Source organism: uncultured Sphaerotilus sp. (assembly GCF_963924895.1).
Lineage (GTDB): Bacteria > Pseudomonadota > Gammaproteobacteria > Burkholderiales > Burkholderiaceae_C > Sphaerotilus.
Genome location: NZ_CAWURG010000002.1, coordinates 1 through 19,265, shown reverse-complemented (window position 1 = coordinate 19,265; position 19,265 = coordinate 1). Strand labels below are relative to the sequence as shown.

Annotated in this window: 17 protein-coding genes and 1 pseudogene; 14 read left to right on the top strand and 4 right to left on the bottom strand. The window is 68.8% G+C overall.

What is annotated here, in order from left to right; all coding sequences use genetic code 11:
* Nucleotides 1-189 precede the first annotated feature (189 nt).
* Nucleotides 190-1,488 carry a nucleotide sugar dehydrogenase gene (locus AABN02_RS00290; protein WP_338412923.1) on the top strand — a complete coding sequence of 433 codons (1,299 nt, stop codon included), beginning with the start codon at nt 190-192 and terminating at the stop codon, nt 1,486-1,488.
* Between the two features lie 8 nt (nt 1,489-1,496).
* Nucleotides 1,497-2,312, top strand: coding sequence for a formate dehydrogenase accessory sulfurtransferase FdhD (gene fdhD, locus AABN02_RS00285; RefSeq protein WP_338413014.1), 816 nt, complete (start codon nt 1,497-1,499; stop codon nt 2,310-2,312).
* Between the two features lie 123 nt (nt 2,313-2,435).
* On the opposite strand, the gene AABN02_RS00280 is transcribed toward fdhD, so the two are convergent.
* Together AABN02_RS00280 and AABN02_RS00275 are read right to left on the bottom strand one after the other, a co-directional pair.
* On the bottom strand, nt 2,436-3,143 hold the full coding sequence (locus AABN02_RS00280) for a response regulator transcription factor (protein WP_338412922.1): 708 nt from the start codon (nt 3,141-3,143) through the stop codon (nt 2,436-2,438).
* Nucleotides 3,140-5,215: a PAS-domain containing protein gene (locus tag AABN02_RS00275; protein ID WP_338412921.1), complete on the bottom strand. Its 2,076-nt coding sequence runs from the start codon at nt 5,213-5,215 to the stop codon at nt 3,140-3,142. Before AABN02_RS00275 ends, AABN02_RS00280 begins: the two co-directional genes overlap by 4 nt.
* 154 nt (nt 5,216-5,369) lie before the next feature.
* Here AABN02_RS00275 and AABN02_RS00270 point away from each other — a divergent pair, with 154 nt between their 5' ends.
* The 7 genes from AABN02_RS00270 (at nt 5,370) to AABN02_RS00240 (ending at nt 12,293) form a co-directional block, all read left to right on the top strand.
* Complete coding sequence (locus tag AABN02_RS00270) at nt 5,370-7,010, top strand: acyl-CoA synthetase (RefSeq protein ID WP_338412920.1); 1,641 nt, start codon at nt 5,370-5,372, stop codon at nt 7,008-7,010.
* Nucleotides 7,011-7,021: 11 nt separating this feature from the next.
* Entirely contained in the window at nt 7,022-7,783 is a 762-nt protein-coding gene (locus AABN02_RS00265) for an ABC transporter ATP-binding protein (RefSeq protein WP_338412919.1), read from the top strand.
* Nucleotides 7,780-8,505, top strand: a complete 726-nt coding sequence (locus tag AABN02_RS00260) for an ABC transporter ATP-binding protein (protein ID WP_338412918.1) — start codon at nt 7,780-7,782, stop codon at nt 8,503-8,505. Before AABN02_RS00265 ends, AABN02_RS00260 begins: the two co-directional genes overlap by 4 nt.
* A gap of 62 nt (nt 8,506-8,567) precedes the next feature.
* Nucleotides 8,568-9,791, top strand: a complete 1,224-nt coding sequence (locus AABN02_RS00255; protein WP_338412917.1) for an ABC transporter substrate-binding protein — start codon at nt 8,568-8,570, stop codon at nt 9,789-9,791.
* A gap of 176 nt (nt 9,792-9,967) precedes the next feature.
* Nucleotides 9,968-10,852: a branched-chain amino acid ABC transporter permease gene (locus AABN02_RS00250; protein WP_338412916.1), complete on the top strand. Its 885-nt coding sequence runs from the start codon at nt 9,968-9,970 to the stop codon at nt 10,850-10,852.
* A gap of 70 nt (nt 10,853-10,922) precedes the next feature.
* Nucleotides 10,923-11,828: a branched-chain amino acid ABC transporter permease gene (locus tag AABN02_RS00245; RefSeq protein ID WP_338413013.1), complete on the top strand. Its 906-nt coding sequence runs from the start codon at nt 10,923-10,925 to the stop codon at nt 11,826-11,828.
* 15 nt (nt 11,829-11,843) lie between these two features.
* A complete protein-coding gene (locus AABN02_RS00240) occupies nt 11,844-12,293 on the top strand; it encodes a MaoC family dehydratase (RefSeq protein ID WP_338412915.1) in 450 nt (149 codons plus the stop codon).
* Here the strand turns inward: AABN02_RS00240 and AABN02_RS00235 are convergent.
* The gene (locus AABN02_RS00235) at nt 12,250-14,229 is read right to left on the bottom strand and encodes a cache domain-containing protein (protein WP_338412914.1); all 1,980 of its coding nucleotides are present in this window, start codon (nt 14,227-14,229) and stop codon (nt 12,250-12,252) included. The two genes, AABN02_RS00240 and AABN02_RS00235, sit on opposite strands and share 44 nt — an antisense overlap.
* A 7-nt stretch (nt 14,230-14,236) precedes the next feature.
* Nucleotides 14,237-15,622 (bottom strand): sigma-54 dependent transcriptional regulator, encoded by a 1,386-nt coding sequence (locus tag AABN02_RS00230; RefSeq protein ID WP_338412913.1) that lies wholly within the window; start codon nt 15,620-15,622, stop codon nt 14,237-14,239.
* 195 nt (nt 15,623-15,817) lie between these two features.
* Here AABN02_RS00230 and AABN02_RS00225 point away from each other — a divergent pair, with 195 nt between their 5' ends.
* The 5 genes and pseudogenes from AABN02_RS00225 to AABN02_RS00205 all read left to right on the top strand — a co-directional run.
* Entirely contained in the window at nt 15,818-16,555 is a 738-nt protein-coding gene (locus AABN02_RS00225) for a hypothetical protein (protein ID WP_338412912.1), read from the top strand.
* Nucleotides 16,450-17,019 carry an NAD(P)H-dependent oxidoreductase gene (locus tag AABN02_RS00220; protein WP_338412911.1) on the top strand — a complete coding sequence of 190 codons (570 nt, stop codon included), beginning with the start codon at nt 16,450-16,452 and terminating at the stop codon, nt 17,017-17,019. The genes AABN02_RS00225 and AABN02_RS00220 overlap by 106 nt, the downstream gene beginning before the upstream one ends.
* Nucleotides 17,020-17,060: 41 nt before the next feature.
* Nucleotides 17,061-17,609, top strand: a complete 549-nt coding sequence (locus AABN02_RS00215; protein ID WP_338412910.1) for a phosphatase PAP2 family protein — start codon at nt 17,061-17,063, stop codon at nt 17,607-17,609.
* A 51-nt stretch (nt 17,610-17,660) separates the two neighbouring features.
* The gene (locus AABN02_RS00210) at nt 17,661-18,344 is read left to right on the top strand and encodes an SDR family oxidoreductase (protein WP_338412909.1); all 684 of its coding nucleotides are present in this window, start codon (nt 17,661-17,663) and stop codon (nt 18,342-18,344) included.
* Nucleotides 18,345-18,554: 210 nt separating this feature from the next.
* Nucleotides 18,555-19,265: pseudogene (locus AABN02_RS00205) on the top strand (hypothetical protein); the annotation flags it as partial.

Here is a 19,265-nt window from a genome sequence, read left to right as displayed (position 1 = left end):
GAATCATTGCCGGAGCTGGCTCCATTCTTGAGCCCGCGGACCTGGTCCGGCATCTGACGCTATCGTAAGCAAGGGCCGCGCCTGCGCGCTAGCCGCATCTGCGGGGTTGTGCTGGAAACGATCGGTACCGGTTGCTTGTCACGCCGTCGGACACAATCCCGGTTGAACCGCATCCACACCCGTCCCCGCATGCACTCCACCACGTCCTCTCCCACTGTCGCGGTCCTCGGCGTCGGCTATGTCGGCCTGCCGCTGGTCGTCGAGTTCGGCCAGCACCTGCCGACCATCGGCTTCGACATCTCCGCCGACAAGATCGCCCGCTGCCAGGCGGGCACCGACCCGTCGCGCGAGATCTCCGACGCGGACATGGCGCTGGCCACCCACGCCCGTTACACCTGCGACCCGGCCGCGCTGCGCGAGGCGGATTTCATCGTCGTGGCCGTGCCGACCCCGGTGGACGAGGCCCGCATCCCCGATTTCGGCCCGCTGCTCGGCGCCTGCCGCACCATCGGGCCGAACCTGAAGCCGGGCGCGGTGGTGGTGTTCGAGTCGACGGTCTACCCGGGCGCGACCGAGGAGATCTGCATCCCGGAGCTGGAGCGGGTGTCGGGGCTGGTCTGGCAGCGCGACTTCTTCGTCGGCTACAGCCCCGAGCGCATCAACCCCGGGGACCGCGAACACCGCCTGACCAACGTCATCAAGGTGGTGGCGGGCGACTCGCCGGCCACGCTGGAGAAGGTGGCGGCGCTGTACCTGACCGTGGTGGAGCCGGGCGTGCACCGCTGCAGCAGCATCAAGGCGGCGGAGGCCTGCAAGGTGATCGAGAACACCCAGCGCGACCTGAACATCGCGCTGATGAACGAGCTGTCGATCATCTTCGACAAGATCGGCATCGACACCACCGAGGTGCTGGAGGCGGCCGGGACGAAGTGGAACTTCCTGCCCTTCCGCCCGGGGCTGGTGGGCGGGCACTGCATCGGCGTCGATCCCTATTACCTGACGCACAAGGCCGAGATGCTCGGCTACCACCCCCAGGTGATTCTGGCCGGGCGGCGCATCAACGACGGCATGGGCAAGTACATCGCCGAGCAGACGGTCAAGCAGATGATCGCCGCGGGCAGCTACATCAAGGGCGCGCGCGTCATCGTGCTGGGGTTGACCTTCAAGGAGAACTGCGCCGACCTGCGCAACAGCAAGGTGGTCGACATCATCCAGGAGCTGCGCAGCTACGGCGTCGAGGTCTTCGTGCACGACCCGGAGGCGGACCCGGACGAGGCGATGCACGAATACGGCGTGCGCCTGCTGGGCTGGGACGATCTGCCGCGTGCGGACGCCGTGGTCGCGGCCGTCGCGCACCGGCGCTTCCGCACGCTGGGCGCAGAGGATCTGGTGCGCAAGCTGGTCAAGGGGGGCTGCGTGATCGACGTGAAGTCGGCATTCGACGAGCCGGCGCTGGTGGCTGCGGGGCTGCGCGTATGGCGACTCTGATCGACCGCATGGTGCGTCGCCTGGGCACCGAGGCGGCGCGGGACGAGTCCGCCTGCCTGGCCGAGGAAGTCCCGGTCGCGCTGGTCTACAACGGCATCTCCCACGCCGTGATGCTGGCCACCCCGCAGGATCTGGAGGACTTCGCGCTCGGCTTCTCGCTGTCCGAAGGCATCATCGACAGCCCCGACGACCTGCTCGACTGCGAGACCACGCCCAGCGACCTGAGCGTGTCCGAGTCGCTGGCGGGCGTCCCCGAGCAGGGGCTGTCACTGGAGCTGAAAGTGACGCTGCGCTGCTTCATGCGCCTGAAGGAGCGCCGCCGCACGCTGGCCGGGCGCACTGGCTGCGGCCTGTGCGGCACCGAGAGCCTGGCCGAGGCGATCCGCCCCGTGCGGCGCGAGGTGGTGCCAGTGGTCGTGGCCGCTGCGGCGCTGGCCCGCGCGATGGCCGAGATGCCGGCGCACCAGACGCTGTCGCAGGCGACCGGCGCCACCCACGCCGCGGCCTGGTGCGGGCTGGACGGCGCCGTGCGGCTGGTGCGCGAGGACGTTGGCCGCCACAACGCGCTCGACAAGCTCATCGGCGCGATGGCGCTGGCCGAGGTCGATCCGGCAGACGGCTTCATCGCCGTGACGAGCCGGGCGAGCTACGAGATGGTCTACAAGACGGCGAGCGCGGGCGTCGGGCTGCTGGCGGCGGTGTCGGCGCCGACCGGGCTCGCGGTGCGGACGGCGGACGCGGCGGGGCTGGTGCTGGCGGGGTTCGTGCGGGGGGAGCGGGCGACGGTCTATACCCACCCGGAGCGCGTCACCGCAGAGCGTTGACGCCTGCGACCCCGTCATGCCCGCGAAGGCGGGCACCCACGCACGCAAAGAACGCTGGGTGGCGTGGGTGGGTCCTCGCATTCGCGAGGATGACGGAGGGTGGGGCGTGGCTGGACGGTGGTTTCAGGCCCAGGTGACCTCGCTCGCGAACAGATACCCCGCACCATAGACCGTGCGGATCAGCTTCGGGTTCTGCGCATCGACTTCGAGCTTGCGGCGCAGGCGCGAGATGCGCACGTCGATGCTGCGGTCCAGTGGCGAGAGGTCCGGGTCGCCGCAGATCTGCTCGCGCGCCAGGATGCGGTTCGGGCGCTGGAGGAAGGTGCAGAGCAGCTTGGCTTCGCCGGAGCTGAGCGTCCATTCCTGCTCGTCGGTGCCGCGCAGGGTGTTGGTGTCGGGGTGGAAGATCCAGCCGCTGAAGTGGGCTTCGGCGGGGCGGCGCTCGTCCTGGGGCACCGTGCTGGAGCCACCGCGTCGCCGCAGGATGCTGCGCACACGCGCCACCAGCTCGCGCGGTTCGAAGGGCTTGGTGACGTAGTCGTCCGCGCCCAGCTCCAGCCCCATCACCCGGTCGCCCAGGTAGGCGCGGCCGGTGAGGATGAGCAGGCCGCAGTCGTGCTGGCGCTGCAGTTCCTGCACCAGGTCCATGCCATCGGCGTCGGGCAGGCCGAGGTCGATGATGCAGAGGTCCGGTTTGCCGATGCGCAGGCGCTGGCGCAGCTCGGCGGCGTTGCGGCAGACGTCGGTGTCGAAGCCGAAATCGCGCAGCACGGTGTTCAGCAGCCGAGCGACGTCCGGGTTGTCCTCGACGATGAAGATGCGGGCCGTCATGGGGTGTCGAGGTGTTCGAGCGCGTCGCCCAGCTCGCTGCTGGAAAACGGTTTGCGCAGCAGCCGCGGTCCGTCGCCCTCCGGCGGCAGGTTCATCGCGTCCGCATAACCGCTGATCAGCAGGATGCGCATGTCCGGGTGGCTCAGGCGGGCCTGCCGGCTGAGGGCGCGGCCGTCGAGCCGGCCGGGCATGACGATGTCGCTGATGAGCAGGCCGATGTCGGGGACGTTCTGCAGCAGGTCCAGCGCTTCCTGCGCGTGGGTGGCCTCGATCACCGGGTAGCCCATGCCGACGAGCTGGCGGCGGATGACGCGGCGCAGTTCGTCGTTGTCCTCCACCAGCAGCACCAGCGGGCGCTCGGTCTGTGCCGTGGCCGGGCCGGGCGAGGCCGCGCGGTGGAGCAGGGCGGTGGTGGCGTCCATCCGGTCATCGTCCAGGCCCGGGTGGCCGGACCGCGGCAGCAGCAGGCTGACCTGCGTGCCCTCGCCGGGCCGGCTGTGCAGCAGGACACTGCCGCCGCTCTGCTTGGCGAAGCCGTAGACCATCGACAGCCCCAGCCCGCTGCCGGTGCCGAAGGGCTTGGTGGTGAAGAAAGGCTCGAAGACGCGGGCCTGGGTCGCGGCGTCCATGCCGATGCCGGTGTCGGTGACGGTGATGCGCACGTAGTCACCCGGCGGCACATCGACCGCCGCGGCCGCCGGCCGGCCAAGGTGGACCGCGTGCGCCTCGATGCGCAGCTCGCCGCCCTCGGGCATGGCGTCGCGGGCGTTGATGGCGAGGTTGACCAGCGCGCTTTCCAGCTGGTGCGCATCCGTGAGCGCGTGGACAGGTGCGCCCGGCTCGGGCGGCGCGACCACCACCTGCACGGCGTCCGGCAGCGAGCGCCGCAGCAGGTGCACGGCGTCGTCGATCAGCTCCGCCACATCGACCGGCTGCGGCGCCAGCGGCTGCTGGCGGGCGAAGGTGAGCAGGCGGCGGATCAGCTCGGCGCCGCTGTGCGCGGCCTTGAGCGCGGGCGCCAGGAACTCGGCCATGTCCGGGTCGCCCGGATGGCGGTCGCGCAGCGCGGCGAGGTTGCCGATCATCACGGCGAGCATGTTGTTGAAATCGTGCGCCAGCCCGCCGGTGAGCTGCACCACGGCTTCCATCTTCTGCGCCTGCACGACGGCGGCCTGCGCGTCCTTGAGCTGCGTGATGTCCACCGAGAGCACGAAGCAGCCGAGCACCTCGCCGTCCGGGCCGATCTCGGGCACCAGCTCGCTGCGGGCGTGCATGGTGCGGCCGTGCAGGCCGGGCGTGGCGTATTCGTAGCTGACGCGCTGGCCTTGCAACGCCACGCGCACATGGGGTGACACGGCGGCGTAGACCTCGGCGCTCACCACCTCGGCGATCGAGCGGCCAAGCACGCGGTCCTTGCTGTGGCCGAACCAGTCGGCGTAGCCCTTGTTGACGTAGCGGTAGACCTCGTCGCGGTCGAAGTAGCCGATCATGGCCGGCACGGTGTCGGTGATCAGGCGCAGCCGCTCCTCGCTGCGGCGCAGCGCGGCGGTGATCTGCTGGTTGGCCTCGTGGGCGCTGCGCAGCTGGCGGTTGCTGGTCTGCAGCTCGGCGGTGCGCTGGGCGACGCGGCGCTCCAGCTCGGCGTTCTGCTCGCGGATCATGCGCTCGTAGCGGCGCTGGGCGGTGATGTCGGTGTAGAGCGTGATGAAGCCGTTGTGCGGCAGCGGCTCGCCGCGCACCGACAGGATCTGGCCGTTCGGGCGCTCGCGCTCCGTGCGGTGCGGCTGGAAGGTGCGCGCCATGCGCACCCGCTCGGCCACCAGTTCCTCGACATCGCCCGGCCCATATTCGCCGCGCTCGGCGTTGTAGCGCATGAAGCTGTCGAAAGGCGCGCCGACGTAGGTCAGGTTCTCCGGGAATTCCAGCAGTTGCAGCAGCGCCTGGTTCCAGGCCACCAGCCGCAGATCGGCGTCGAACACCGTGATGCCCTGGTCGAGCAGGTCCAGACCAGCTTGCAGCAGCTCGTGGCGCTGCTGCTCGCGCAGGGTGTCGGAGAGGTCATGGCGGCTCATCGGGTCGATTCTAGGAGCTGTGCAATAGTTGGCGTCGAGGTAGCGCGCAGATGCAAACATTCGATACATTCCGACCGAGGTGCTGTAAATATCACGCCCGATCATTGCCGCCCAAAGACGCAACCACACGTCAAAGTTCGATGGAGACGCTGATATGCCTGTGAACGCCTACGACCAGGGCCTGGACCGCAACAGTGCCAATTTTGTGGCCCTGTCCCCGCTGAGCTTTCTGGAGCGCACGGCGCACATCTACCCGAACCGGGTTGCTGTCGTCCACGGCGCGCTGCGCCAGACTTGGGGCCAGACCTACACCCGCTGCCGCCAGCTCGCCAGCGCCCTGCAGCGCCGCGGCGTGCAGGCCGGTGACACGGTGGCCGCGATGCTGCCGAACACGCCGGCGATGTACGAGTGCCACTTCGGCGTGCCGATGTCGGGCGCCGTGCTGAACACGCTCAACACCCGGCTCGACGCGGAAGCCATCGCCTTCCAGCTCGACCACGGCGAAGCCAAGGTGCTGTTCACCGACCGCGAGTTCTCGTCCACCATCAAGCGCGCGCTGACCCTGATGACGCGCCCGCAGCCGCTGGTGATCGACGTGGCGGACGCGGAGTACGACGCCGGCGTCTTCCTCGGCGAGAAGGAATACGACGACTTCCTCAAGGAAGGTGACGCTGACTTTGCCTGGTCGCTGCCGGCCGACGAATGGGACGCCATCGCGCTGAACTACACCAGCGGCACGACCGGCAACCCCAAGGGCGTCGTCACGCACCACCGTGGCGCCTACCTGAACGCGACCTCCAACGTCGTCACCTGGGCCATGCCGCGCCACGCGACCTACCTGTGGACGCTGCCGATGTTCCACTGCAACGGCTGGTGTTTCCCCTGGACGATGGCGCTGCAGGCCGGCACCAGCGTCTGCTTGCGCCGGGTCGATCCCACGCTGATCTTCCCGCTGATCCGCGAGCACCACGTCACCCACCTGTGCGGCGCGCCCATCGTCTACGGCCTGCTGATCAACGCGTCCGAGTCGCTGCGCGCCGGCATCGACCACACCGTGAACGGCCTGATCGCGGGTGCGGCACCGCCGGCCGCGATCATCGAAGGCTGCGAGCGCATCGGCTTCGACATCACCCACGTCTACGGACTGACCGAGGTCTACGGCCCGGCGGCGGTCTGCGCCAAGCAGGAAGAATGGGCCAGCCTGCCGATCGGCGAGCGTGCCCGGCTGAATGCGCGCCAAGGCGTGGCGCACACGATGCAGGAAGCGATTGCGGTGCTCGACCCCGAGACGCTGCTGCCCGTGCCCGCCGATGGCCAGACCATGGGCGAGATCTTCTTCCGCGGCAACGTCGTGATGAAGGGCTACCTGAAGAACCCCGAGGCGACGGCCGAGGCCTTCCGCGGCGGCTGGTTCCACACCGGCGACCTGGCGGTGATGGACCCGGACGGCTACGTGAAGATCAAGGACCGCAGCAAGGACATCATCATCTCCGGCGGCGAGAACATCTCCAGCGTCGAGGTGGAAGAGGTGCTCTACCGCCACCCGGCCGTGCTGGTCGCCGCGGTCGTCGCGGCGCCGGACGCGAAGTGGGGCGAGGTGCCGTGTGCCTTCCTGGAAGTGCGCGACGGCTCCGAGGTCACCGAGGCCGACATCATCGAGCACTGCCGCCTCGGCATGGCCCGTTTCAAGGTGCCCAAGCGGGTGATCTTCGGCACGCTGCCCAAGACGTCCACTGGCAAGATCCAGAAATTCATGCTGCGCGAGCAGATGCGGTCGGCTTCGGCCATCGACTGAAGGAGCGCGACATGACCGCGAGCAATTCGGACTTCATCCTGCAGACCGTCGGTCTGACCAAGGAATTCAAGGGCTTCGCCGCCGTGCAGGACGTGAACCTGAACGTGCAGCGTGGCCACATCCACGCGCTGATCGGCCCCAACGGCGCCGGCAAGACGACGGTCTTCAACCTGCTGACCAAGTTCCTGCAGCCCACCCGCGGCACCATCACCTTCAACGGCATCGACATCTCCCGCGAGGAGCCGGCGCAGATCGCCCGGCGCGGCGTGATCCGCTCGTTCCAGATCTCGGCGACCTTCCCGCACCTGACCGTGCTGGAAAACGTGCGCGTGGCACTGCAGCGCAAGGTGGGCAACTCCTTCCACTTCTGGAAATCCGAGAATTCGCTGAACTCGCTCAACGACCGGGCGGTCGAGCTGCTGGAGTCGGTGGACCTGGGCGAGTACGTCAACACCGTCACCGCCGAGATGCCCTACGGCCGCAAGCGCGCGCTGGAGATCGCCACCACGCTGGCGCTGGACCCGGAACTGATGCTGCTGGACGAGCCGACGCAGGGCATGGGCCACGAGGACGTGGACCGTGTCGCCGAGCTGATCCGCAAGGTGTCCAAGAGCCGCACCATCCTGATGGTGGAGCACAACCTGTCGGTGGTCGAGACGCTCTGCGACCGCATCACCGTGCTGCAACGCGGCCAGATCCTGGCGGAAGGCCCGTACGCGGTCGTCTCCAAGGATCCCCGCGTTCTTGAAGCCTACGTCGGAGTCGAAGCATGAGCGCCAGCGCTTTCAAACCCGGTGGCGAGTTGCTGCGCATCACCGACCTGCACGCCTTCTACGGCGAGTCGCACATCCTGCACGGCATCGACCTGACGGTGAACAAGGGCGAACTCGTCACGCTGCTCGGCCGCAATGGCGCGGGCCGCAGCACGACGATGAAGTCCATCCTCGGGCTGGTCGGCCGCCGCACCGGCAAGATCATGTTCAACGGCACCGACATCACCGCGATGGCGCCGCACCGCATCGCGCGGCTCGGCATCGGTTTCTGCCCGGAAGAGCGGGGCATCTTCTCCGGCCTCACCACCGAAGAGAACCTGATGCTGCCGCCGCAGGTCGCCTCCGGCGGCATGACGCTCGACGAGATCTACACCTTGTTCCCCAATCTGCACGAGCGCCGCCACAGCCCCGGCATGCGCCTGTCGGGTGGCGAGCAGCAGATGCTGGCGATGGCCCGCATCCTGCGCACCGGCGCCAAGCTGCTGCTGCTCGACGAGATCACCGAAGGCCTGGCGCCCGTGATCGTCAAGAAGCTCGGCGAGGTGCTGCGCCTGCTGAAGACCCGCGGTTACACCATCCTGCTGATCGAGCAGAATTTCCGCTTCGCCGCGCCGCTGGCCGACCGCCACATCGTGCTGGAGCATGGCTCCATCGCCGCGACCGTGACCAAGGAAGAGCTGCCCTCGAAGACCGAGATGCTGCACCAGATGCTCGGCGTGTGATTCGCACCGCCCTTTTTCTGATTTCCCTCACCCCGAAACCACGAATCCCTCAGGAGACAAGCATGACCTTCAAGCCCGCACTCAAGACCCTGTTCCAGGCCGTCGGCCTCGCCCTCGCCACCATGGGCGCCGCATCCGCCCAGGTGTCGGACGGCATCGTCAAGATCGGCGTGCTGACCGACCTGTCCGGCACCTACTCGGACGTGGCCGGCAAGGGCACCGTCGTCGCCACCCAGATGGCCATCGACGACTTCAACGCCAAGGAAAAGCCGTCCTTCAAGATCGAGATCGTCTCGGCCGACCACCAGAACAAGGGCGACATCGCTGCCAACAAGGCCCGCGAGTGGTTCGAACAAGGCAAGGTCGACGTCGTCTCCGAGCTGGTGACGACCTCGGTCGCGCTGGCCGTGCAGAAGATCGCCAAGGAAAAGAACAAGATCGCGCTGGTCTCGGGCGCCGCCTCGACCCGCGTGACCAACGAGGACTGCAACGACGTCACCGTTCACTGGACCTATGACACCTACGCCGTCGCCAACGGCACCGCCAAGGCCGTCACCAAGGCCGGTGGCAAGAAGTGGTTCTTCCTGACCGCCGACTACGCCTTCGGCCACTCGCTGGAAAAGGACGCCACCGACGTGGTCAAGGCCAACGGCGGCGAAGTGGTCGGCGCGGTGCGCCACCCGTTCCCGGGTTCGGACTTCTCGTCCTTCCTGCTGAAGGCCCAGTCCTCTGGCGCGCAGATCATCGGCCTGGCCAACGCCGGCGGCGACACGATCAACTCGATCAAGCAGGCGGCCGAGTTCGGCATCACCCCGAAGCAGCAGCTCGCGGGTCTGCTGATGTTCATCACCGACGTGCACTCGCTGGGTCTGAAGGCCACGCAGTCGATGTACCTGACCGAAGGTTTCTACTGGAACCTGAACGACGACACGCGCGCCTGGTCCAAGCGCTTCTTCGACCTGCACAAGCGCATGCCGACGATGGTCCAGGCCGGCCAGTACTCGTCCGTCATGCACTACCTGAAGGCGGTCAAGGCCTCGGGCACGGATGACACCGCCAAGGTCATGACCCAGATGAAGAAGACCCCGGTCAACGACTTCTTCGCCAAGAACGGCACCATCCGTGACGACGGCCGCATGGTCCACGACATGTACCTGCTGCAGGTCAAGAAGCCGGCCGAGTCGACCACGCCGTGGGACTACTACAACGTGCGCGCGACCATCCCGGCGGCCGAGGCCTTCCAGCCGCTGTCGGCGTCGAAGTGCTCGCTGATCACCAAGAAGTAAGCAACTCCCGCAGCACACACCACGCTGCATCACTCCCCTCTCCCGCGTCGCGGGAGAGGGGCTGGGGGTGAGGGTCTTCGCACGCGGAGACTTCGGCCCATTGCGCCCACCCTCACCCCCGACCCCTCTCCCGCCTTGCGGGAGAGGGGAGACAGACTCATTCCAGGCGGCTCACGATGGAAATCTTCGGCATCTCCTCCCAGGCGCTGTTCGGCCAACTGCTGCTCGGGCTCATCAACGGCTCGTTCTACGCGGTGCTGAGCCTTGGGCTCGCGGTCATCTTCGGCCTGCTCAACATCATCAATTTCTCGCACGGTGCGCTCTACATGATCGGCGCGTTCGTCGCGTGGCTGGGTCTGGAGTACTTCGGCATCAACTACTGGGCGGCGCTGATCCTGTCTCCACTGGTCGTCGGGGTGCTCGGCGTCGTCATCGAGCGGCTGCTGCTCAAGCACCTCTACAAGCTCGACCACCTCTACGGCCTGCTGCTGACCTTCGGCCTGGCGCTGATCGGCGAGGGCGTGTTCCGCAACCTCTACGGCAGCTCGGGCCAGAGCTACCCGGTGCCGGAAATCCTGCAGGGCGGCGTGGACCTCGGCTTCATGTTCATGCCGCTGTACCGCGGCTGGGTCGTCGTCGCCGCGCTGAGCGTGTGCGCCATCACCTGGTACCTGATCGAGCGCACCCGGCTCGGCGCCACGCTGCGCGCCGCGACCGAGCGGCCCGAGCTGGTGCAGGCCCTCGGCATCAACGTGCCGGTGCTGGTCACCGTGACCTACGGCGCCGGTGTCGCGCTGGCGGCGTTTGCCGGCGTGCTGGCCGCGCCGGTGGTGCAGGTCAATCCGCTGATGGGCTCCAACCTCATCATCGTCGTGTTCGCAGTGGTCGTGATTGGCGGCATGGGCTCGATCCTCGGCTCCATCGTCACCGGGCTGGGCCTGGGCGTCATCGAAGGTCTGACCAAGGTGGTCTACCCCGAAGCGTCGGCGGTGGTGATCTTCCTGATCATGGTCGTGGTGCTGCTGCTGCGCCCGGCGGGTCTGTTCGGCAAGCAGGCGTGACGCCGCAAAGGCAAAAGGTACCAACCCCATGAAACCCGTTGTTGCATCCTCGAAATCCCAGGCCGGTCTGATGTTCGGTCTGCTGCTGGTGGCTGGTCTGGTCGCGCCCTTCGTGGCCTACCCGACCTTCCTGATGAAGCTGCTGTGCTTCGCGCTCTTCGCCAGTGCCTTCAACCTGCTGCTGGGCTTTGCCGGCCTGCTGTCCTTCGGCCACGCGGCCTTCTTCGGCGGCGCGGCTTACGTCTGCGCCTGGCTGGTGAAGGAAGCGGGCTGGTCGCCTGAGCTGGGGCTGCTCGCCGGCACCGTGGTCGGTGCGGGCCTCGGCGCCATCTTCGGCTGGGTGGCGATTCGCCGCGCCGGCATCTACTTCGCGATGATCACGCTGGCGCTGGCGCAGCTGGTGTTCTTCCTCGCGCTGCAGTTGCCGTTCACTGGCGGCGAAGACGGTCTGCAGGGCGTGCCACGCGGCAAGCTCTTCGGCCTCATCGACCTGAGCGACAACCTGGCGATGTACTACTTCGTCTTCGCCGTGTTCTTCGCTGGCTTCGCGCTGATCTACCGCACGGTGCACTCGCCCTTCGGGCAGGTGCTCAAGGCCATCCGCGAGAACGAGCCGCGTGCCGTCTCGCTGGGCTACCAGGTCGAGCGCTACAAGCTGGTCGCCTTCGTGATCTCGGCGGCGATGACCGGGCTGGCCGGTTCGATGAAGGCGCTGGTGTTCCAGCTGGCCTCGCTCACCGATGTGCACTGGCACATGTCCGGCGAAGTGGTCCTGATGACGCTGCTGGGCGGCCTCGGCACCATCCTCGGCCCGGGCGTCGGTGCGGCGGTCATCGTGACGCTGGAGAACGAGCTGGCGGACAAGGTCGGCTCCTGGGTCACCGTGATCATGGGCGCGATCTTCGTGATCTGCGTGCTGGCCTTCCGCCGCGGCATCGTCGGCGAACTCAAGGCGCTGCGCGAGCGCATTTCCTGATACTGGAGTCCCAGCATGAATGATCTCAACGGCTACGACGTCGAAGACCTCTCGGTCGGCATGACGGCCACCTTCTCCAAGACCATCACCGAAGCCGACATCGTGCTCTTCGCCGGCGTCTCCGGCGACGGCAACGCGATCCACACCAACGAGGAATTCGCGCAGAGCACGGTGTTCAAGGGCCGCATCGCCCACGGCTTCCTCACCGCCAGCGTGATCTCGGCGGCGGTGGCCAACAAGCTGCCCGGCCCCGGCGCGATCTACCTCGACCAGCGCCTGAGCTTCAAGGCGCCGGTGCGGCCGGGCGACACGGTCCACGCGACGGTGCGTGTGAAGGAAGTGATGCCCGAGCGTGGGCGTGTGCTGCTCGAGACGACCTGCACGGTACGCGGCACGGTCGTGATCGACGGCGAGGCGCTGGTCAAGGTGGGGTCGATCGCACGTCGGCAAGCAGGCAAATCGTGAAGACGGCGCCCGGCCCGGCCGTGGTCGGGTTGTCCGCAGGGCGGTTCGCTGCGCGCAGCGCGCCCCCATAACGCTCCAGCAAACCCCGGCTGATCCACAAGCCCAGCCCGTTCCCATCCCGCTTGGTGGTGAAGAAGGGCTGGAACAGCGCGGCCCGCGTCGCCTCGTCCAGCCCCGGCCCGGTGTCGGCCACGTCGATGCAGACCGCGCCGTCCGCTGCCTCGCGCATCGCCAGCGTCAGCACCCGCTCGCGGTCGCTCACCCCGCTTCCGCCGCTGCCGCCGGCCATCGCCTGCACGGCGTTCACCATCAGGTTGATCAGCACCTGCTGCAGCTCCTGCCGGTTGATCGCCACCCGCGGCGCGCTGCCCGCCACGCAGCGGTTGTCCAGCCGCACCCGCTCGCGCTCCAGCAGGTGCCGCACCAGCACCAGGCTGTCCTGCACCACCTCGGCCGCGTCCAGCCGCTCCACATAGCCGGCGTACTCGTTCGGCCGCGCGTACTGCAGCAGCTGCGTGACGATCAGCCGCATCCGCTCCACCTGCGCGTCGATCAGGCGGATCTCGTCGCGCACCGGGGTGGCGTGCGCGCCGAGCGTCAGGCGCATCAGGTCGAGGTTGCCCTGGATCACCGCGATCGGGTTGTTGATCTCGTGGGCGATGCTGGCGGTGAGCTGGCCGATGGCGGCGAGCTTCTCGCTGCGCACGAGCTGCTGCTGCGCCGCTTCGAGCGCGGCGGTGCGCTCGGCGACCTTGTGGTCCAGCGCGTCGCCCCAGTGCTGCAGCGCGCGGGTCTTGTCGTCGACGGTGTCGAGCAGGTGGTCCAGCGTCGTCGCCAGCCGGCCGATCTCGTCGGGCGGGGTGACCGGGCCGACACGGGCGGTGGCCTCGCCGGACTCGACCCGGCGCATCGTCTCGGTCATGCGCTCCAGCGGCCGGAAGATGCGCCCCGCCGCCCGCAGCGACCACCACGCCGCCAGCAGCATCACCGCGAAGAACACCAGCCCGATGCCCGCCAGCACGGCGTATTTCACCGCGACGAAGGGCCGCTCCAGAAACCCGACATAGAGCATCCCGACCCGCCGCCCGCCCGCGTCCGCCAACGGCAGGTAACCCGAGACATACCAGTCCTTGACGACAAAGGCCCGCCCCAGCCAGGTGTCGCCGCGCCCGAGCACCGCCTCGCGCACGACCGCCGACACGCGGGTGCCGATGGCCCGCTCCGCCGCCGGGTCGCCGAACAGCCGCACATTGGTGCTGACGCGCACGTCGTCGAGGAAGAGGGTGGCCGTCCCTTGGCTGCCGAAGGCGAGCGAGCCAGCGGGGTAGACGATCTCGTTGATGTGGTCGATGAAGCCGAGGTTGCGGTTCAGCAGCACGCCGCCGCGCAGCCAGCCGACGGTCTGGCCCGCCGCGCCGGTGACACGGGCATGGGCGACGAGAACGAGGCCGCGGTCCTCGGCGGTGCGGTCGGTGGGGGCGGCGCCGTCGGTGGCAACCAGCGCGATGCGCGATTGCTCGGACAGGCCCGGCGCCAGCGCGTCCAGTTCCGCCGCGGGCAGCACCGCGACCGAGGTGCTGTTGTCGGCGACGCCTGCGGTGTCCGGTGGGAGCAGTTGCAGGAAGTCCAGCCCGCGCTCGTGCCGCACCTGGCTCAGCAGGCCGTCGAGTGCGGCGGCGCGCTCCGGCGTCGGAATGGCGAGTGCACGCTGCAGCCGGTAGGACTCGGCCACCGCCTGCGTGCCGCTGCCGACCTCGGCCAGCACGCGGTCGAAGTAGCCCTGTGCAACCGCCAGATCGCTGCGGATCTTGCTGATCAGCAGCCCGTCGATCGCCGTGTTGCCCCACAGCAGCAGGATCAGCCCGAGCAGCGGCAGCACGCCCAGCAGCGGCACCAGCGTGAGGGCCAGCAGGCGGTGGCGGATCGACTGGGACATCGTGGCTTCAGCCGGCGCTGGCCCACTCCGCGACCCGCCGCTCCAGCGTGCGCCGCGAGATGCCGAGCAGCTCCGCCGCGCGGCCCTTGTCGCCATCCACCGAGGCGAGCACGCTCAGGATGTGCTGCTTCTCCAGCGTCTGCAGGTCGGTGGTGGCCGGGGGCAGGGTGGTGGCACCCCGGGCCGGTTCGGTGCGCTCGACCGGCTCGGGCGCCTGGTACAGCGCCGTGACGTTGAGCTTGCCGAGGATGAGCGAGCGTTCGACGAAGTTGCGCAGCTCCCGCACATTGCCCGGCCAGTCGTACTGGCGCAGGTAGGCGAGTTCCTCGTCGTTCACGGCCAGCGGGGCGGCGCCGAGCTGTGGGGCCAGCAAGCGCACGAAGTGCTCGAACAGCAGTCCGAGGTCGTGCTTGTGCTCGCGCAGCGGGGGCAGGGCGATCTCCACCACCTGCAGCCGGTAGTACAGATCCTTGCGGAAGCGGCCCGCCGCGACCTCCTGCGACAGGTCGCGTGCGCTGGCGGCGACGATGCGCACGTCCACCGGGCTTTTCTGCTGGCTGCCCATCGGCCGCACCTGGCGTTCCTCCAGCACGCGCAGCAGGCTGGCCTGCACCGACAGCGGCAGCTCCGCCACCTCGTCAAGGAAGAGCGTGCCACCCTGCGCGTAGTGGAACAGGCCGTCGCGGGCCTGCGCCGCACCGGGAAAGGCGCCGGGGGCGTGGCCGAACAGCTCGCTCTCCAGCAGCTCGGGCGCCAGGCCGCTGCAGTGCATGTGGACAAACGGCCCGGCGGCGCGGGTGCTGCGGTCGTGGATGGTCTGCGCGGCGAGTTCCTTGCCGGTGCCCGACTCGCCCAGCAGCAGCACCGGGCTGTTCACCTGCGCCACCCGTGCCAGCGCGTCGCCCAGCCGGCGCATCACCAGCGAGTGGCCGACCAGCGGCAGCTCGGCCGGCTGCTGCGGCTGGAGCGACTGCAGCGAACGGCGCAGCAGGTAGTTCTCGCGGGTCAGGCGCGAGCGCTCCATGCCCTGCTGCACGGCGTTGAGGATCTGCGCCAGCCGGAAGGGCTTGAGGATGAAGTCGGACGCCCCGGCCCGCAGCGCCTCGATCGCCACATCCAGATCGGCGAACGCGGTGATCAGCACCACCTCGCCGCCATAACCTTGTTCGCGCAACTCGCGCAGCCAGACCAGCCCGCTCTTGCCGGGCAGGGTGATGTCGAGGATGACAAGGTCGTAGCGGTGGGCGCTGACGAGGGTCTGGCCGTCCTCGGCACTGCCGGCGCCATGGACCTGACCGAAGCGCGGGGCGAGCGCCTTTTCGAGGAAGTTGCGCATGCCGGGTTCGTCATCGACGATCAGCGCGGCGCCGTGGGGCCAGTGGGTGTCGTGCATGGGGGTCTCGGTGTCGCGGGCGACTGTAGCAGCGGCCCGGCGCGCCGCCATGCGGGGAAACTTGCAGCGTACGGAGACCGTGCAGACTGGAATCCGATGTTCGCCATCGGCCTGTTCACGTGCGCTTAACGGCGGATCAGCGGCCATGCGTCAGGGTCCGGGAGGGCGCAGCGTGGACAACCAGAGGGCAGTGCGATGTGCAAGTCGACAGAAGCGTGCAGGGCCTGTGACCAGCGCCTGCACAGCGGCAGAGGCAGCGTGTTCGCGGCGTGGACCATCGGTCCCTATCTGGTGCTGCAGATGCTGGTGCTCACCTGGCTTGCGACCCTGGTGGCCTACGCGCCGGACGGCGCGGCGCTGGCCCGGTGGCTGCCGTTCATGCCGGACCCGCTGCCCGAGGTGCTGGTCCAGATGTCCGGCGAGGACTTCGGGGCCTTTCGGCGCAATGCTATCGCTGCGGCCAGCGCTGGGCTCGGTGGCGCGGTCTTCATGGTGCGGGAGTTCTATCTCGCGTTTGCCTACGGTGAGCCAGACAAGGCGGGTGTTCCCCGTTTCCTGCACTCCCACGAGATCCCGCGCTATGTGCTGCTGCCCTTGTCGGCGACGCTTCTGGGGCCGGTCGGGCTGGCCTTGTTGCAGGTGGGCGCCATCGCGTTCACGGGAATGACGGGCGAGCGACAGATTCCGATCTTCACGACCGTGGCCGTGTGCTTCGGGCTGGGCTTCGGCTACCACGATACATTGGGCGGGGTGCGGCGGTGGAGCCGGTCTTTCTGGTCTGATGCCCCCGTCGAATCCCCAGCGTCGAGATCTGCCCATACCGCCCCATGCGCCCAGCCACACGCCACTACCTCTTCCTCATCGCCTCCGCCCGCGAACCCGGCCACCTCGGCAACACCGAATGGCTCGCCCGCCGCGCCGCCGCCCAGCTAGCGCCCGACACCCAGCAGACCTGGCTCCACCTGTCCGACATCACGCTCCCAGCCTTCGTCGACCAGCGCCACACCGCCGGCACCTATCCCTGGCCCGACGACCGCGTGCGCCCGCTGCTCGACGCCACGATGGCCTGCTCCGACTTGGTCCTGGTCTCGCCGGTGTACTGGTACAGCTTCCCCAGCGCGCTCAAGACCTACCTGGACCACTGGAGCGCCTGGATGCGCATCGAGGGCCTGCCGTTCAAGGAGGCGATGGCCCGCAAGCACTTGCACCTGATCACCACCAGCGGCAACCGCGCGAAGGCGCAGCCCATGATCGACTCGACGAAGCTGTGCGCGGAGTTCCTGTCGATGACCTTCGCGGGTGAGCTGTGGGGCAAGGGCGGGCCGCCGGGGGCGGTGCAGTCCGACGAAGCGGCGATCTCGACGGCTGACCGCTTCTTTCTTCCGCCCGCCGCTTGAATTCGGGTTCGGATTCGGATCCTGGCTTGGGAGTGGCCCGTGTGCTGTCTATCCTCGGCCACCCCGCGCTGCTGATGCCCGGCGCGGTGGTCTGGGCGTCGATCGCCCGGAATGCGCCACCGTCCGTGCTGTTCACCGCGGCGAGCGCCTCGGTGTTCGTGGCGCTCTGCGTCGGCGTCTACAGCGTGGTGCAGGTTCGCGCCGGGCGCTGGGTCCATGTGGATGCGTCCGTTCCCCGCGAGCGCAGCCAGCTCAACCTGTTCCTGGCGCTGCTGCTCTTCGGCACCGCTGGCGCGCTGTGGTGGAGCGGCCAGCCGCGGCCCGTGTTCATGGCGCTGGCGCTGGGCGGTGGACTCGTGGGGTTCGGGCACCTGCTGCGCCGTTGGCTCAAGGTGTCGCTGCACGCCGGCTTTGCCGTGTTCGCGGCGGGGCTGTCATGGCCGAGCCCGGCGGCTTTCGGGCTGCTGGCGCTGGCGGTCGGGGTGTGCTGGTCCCGGGTGGCGCTGCGACGGCACACGGTGGCTGAAGTTGTGGTCGGATTTGTGGCGGGCGGCATGGCGGGCTTCGGGTTCCATCTCTGCGCAGCGTGAATCACCGCCGCTAAGGTGGTTGCCCGTGCAACATTTCAGGAGCCCGCCACCATGTCCGACCATCGCCTTTCTGGCCAGCGCGTGCTGATCACCCACGCCGACGTGTTCATGGGCCCGATCCTGTGCGAGGTGTTCGCCCGGCACGGCGCCACCGTGATCGCCAGCACCGATCCGCTGGTGCATCCGGACGCACCAGCGGCGGTCGTCGCTGGCGCCGGGCACATCGACATCCTGCTGGCCAACCTCGCCGTGCCCGCCCCGACGACCCCTGCCGTGGACGTGACCGATGCAGAGTGGCGCGACACCTTCGCCGCCCTGGTGGACCCGTTGCCGCGGCTGTTCCGCGCCGTGCTGCCGGCGATGACCGCGCGGCGCAGCGGCCGGATCCTCGTCATGGGCAGCGCCTCGGCCTTGCGCGGCATGAAACGCGCCTCGACCTACAGTGCCGCCCGGGGCGCGCAGCTCGCCTATGTGCAGGCGGTGGGCGTGGAGGTGGCGCCCCACAACGTCCAGGTCAATGCCATCGCGCAGAACTTCGTCGACAACCCGACCTACTTCCCGGCCGAGGTGCAGGCCAATCCGCGCTTCCAGGAGCGCCTGAAACGCGAGGTGCCGCTGGGGCGGCTGGTCGGCGCGGAAGAGGACGCCGAGTTCGCGGCCTACCTGTGCAGCGCGCCCGCGGCGTGTTTTGTCGGGCAGGTGTTCCCGATGTGCGGCGGCTGGGTGACGCGTTGACCCCCAGTCCCCGGGGCGCTGCGACCACTCCGCCCGCCCGATCCGGAAATCACCGGCGCAATCGGCAAAGCCGCGTCCTGCCACCGACCGAATGAACGATTGTTGTCCCTGAGCGGGCTCTGCATCCTGCGTCCTGATTCGTGAACTATGACCGTGATTGAGTGCACGGTTGCCCTGACGGGCTGTTCGCGATCGGAACCAGGAGCAGAGATGAAGACGATCGGGTGGGTAGCGGCAGCGGGCAGTCTGATGGTGCTGGTGGCGTGTGGTGGCGGTGGTTCGTCGGGGCCGGGCGACGCTGGCGTGGTCGAAAGCGCCGCGCCGGTGCGGATCAGCGGCGTGGTGGCGCGCGGCGCGGCGCTGGTGGAGGCCAAGGTGAGCGCCCGCTGCGCGTCCGGGCCGGCCGGATCGGCGATCAGCGGCTCCAGCGGTGCCTACACGCTGGAGGTGGATGCCAGCGCCTTGCCCTGCGTGCTGGAAGCGGTGTCGGCGGACGGCGTCTGGACGCTGCACTCGGTGGCCCTTGGCGGCGCCGGCACGGTGGCCGTGACCGCGCACATCACCACGCTGACCGAGCTGCTCGTGGCGCAGATGGCCGGCACCCCCCCGTCCAGCTTCATGAACAAGGCAAGCGCCCGCATGCTGGGCGCCACGATCACGCCGGCCAACATCGCCAACGCCCAGGCGACGGTCGGCAGCACGCTGAAGCTGATGGGCGTGGACCCGACGCCCATCACCGACGTGCTGGCGCAGCCGCTCGTGGCGGCCTCTGCCGTGCAGCGTGGCAATGCCCACGACAGGGTGCTGGATGCGCTGGCGGAGTCCATGCGCGGGGCGGGTGCGAAGCTGGCGGATCTGGTCGGGCTGGTCACCAGCCGCGCGCGGACGCTGGAGCAGGGTCCTGTGCTGCCGGAGTCGGCG

What these genes read in the sequence shown, in the direction of transcription:
- AABN02_RS00235 (WP_338412914.1), bottom strand. Translation starts at nt 14,229, where the DNA reads ATGTCCCAGTCGATCCGCCACCGCCTGCTGGCCCTCACGCTGGTGCCG.
- AABN02_RS00240 (WP_338412915.1), top strand. Translation starts at nt 11,844, where the DNA reads ATGAATGATCTCAACGGCTACGACGTCGAAGACCTCTCGGTCGGCATG.
- AABN02_RS00230 (WP_338412913.1), bottom strand. Translation starts at nt 15,622, where the DNA reads ATGCACGACACCCACTGGCCCCACGGCGCCGCGCTGATCGTCGATGAC.
- AABN02_RS00225 (WP_338412912.1), top strand. Translation starts at nt 15,818, where the DNA reads ATGTGCAAGTCGACAGAAGCGTGCAGGGCCTGTGACCAGCGCCTGCAC.
- AABN02_RS00210 (WP_338412909.1), top strand. Translation starts at nt 17,661, where the DNA reads ATGTCCGACCATCGCCTTTCTGGCCAGCGCGTGCTGATCACCCACGCC.
- AABN02_RS00220 (WP_338412911.1), top strand. Translation starts at nt 16,450, where the DNA reads ATGCGCCCAGCCACACGCCACTACCTCTTCCTCATCGCCTCCGCCCGC.
- AABN02_RS00260 (WP_338412918.1), top strand. Translation starts at nt 7,780, where the DNA reads ATGAGCGCCAGCGCTTTCAAACCCGGTGGCGAGTTGCTGCGCATCACC.
- AABN02_RS00270 (WP_338412920.1), top strand. Translation starts at nt 5,370, where the DNA reads ATGCCTGTGAACGCCTACGACCAGGGCCTGGACCGCAACAGTGCCAAT.
- AABN02_RS00280 (WP_338412922.1), bottom strand. Translation starts at nt 3,143, where the DNA reads ATGACGGCCCGCATCTTCATCGTCGAGGACAACCCGGACGTCGCTCGG.
- AABN02_RS00265 (WP_338412919.1), top strand. Translation starts at nt 7,022, where the DNA reads ATGACCGCGAGCAATTCGGACTTCATCCTGCAGACCGTCGGTCTGACC.
- AABN02_RS00275 (WP_338412921.1), bottom strand. Translation starts at nt 5,215, where the DNA reads ATGAGCCGCCATGACCTCTCCGACACCCTGCGCGAGCAGCAGCGCCAC.
- AABN02_RS00250 (WP_338412916.1), top strand. Translation starts at nt 9,968, where the DNA reads ATGGAAATCTTCGGCATCTCCTCCCAGGCGCTGTTCGGCCAACTGCTG.
- fdhD (WP_338413014.1), top strand. Translation starts at nt 1,497, where the DNA reads ATGGTGCGTCGCCTGGGCACCGAGGCGGCGCGGGACGAGTCCGCCTGC.
- AABN02_RS00255 (WP_338412917.1), top strand. Translation starts at nt 8,568, where the DNA reads ATGACCTTCAAGCCCGCACTCAAGACCCTGTTCCAGGCCGTCGGCCTC.
- AABN02_RS00290 (WP_338412923.1), top strand. Translation starts at nt 190, where the DNA reads ATGCACTCCACCACGTCCTCTCCCACTGTCGCGGTCCTCGGCGTCGGC.
- AABN02_RS00245 (WP_338413013.1), top strand. Translation starts at nt 10,923, where the DNA reads ATGTTCGGTCTGCTGCTGGTGGCTGGTCTGGTCGCGCCCTTCGTGGCC.